Annotated in this window: 1 protein-coding gene; it reads left to right on the forward strand. The window is 46.7% G+C overall.

Translation table 11 applies throughout. The annotated features are described in order from the left end of the window. The coding region (locus SB771_RS34545; protein ID WP_410721982.1) for a baseplate J/gp47 family protein at positions 1 to 272 on the forward strand (272 nt) is incomplete at both ends.

Raw genomic sequence — 272 nt, forward strand, 5'->3', positions numbered from 1 at the left:
GTATGAAGCATTGATGGAAAGAATGCTAGACAGACTGCCAGATGACGTGGATAAAAGAGAAAACAGCGTGATTTGGAATGCCTTGGCACCTGCTGCTGCTGAACTGGCACAGTCCTATATTTGGCTTGATCAAGTATTCGAGCTTGTCTTTGCTGATACAGCGCAGGGAGAATTTTTAGATCGACGGGCTGCTGAAGTAGGGATTGAAAGAAAGCCAGCCACTAGAGCAGTTTGGTCAGCATCCATTCAGCCAGAGAACATCAACATCCCAG

It is taken from the genome of Burkholderia sp. SIMBA_051, assembly GCF_046534915.1.
Taxonomy (GTDB): Bacteria; Pseudomonadota; Gammaproteobacteria; order Burkholderiales; family Burkholderiaceae; genus Burkholderia; species Burkholderia ambifaria.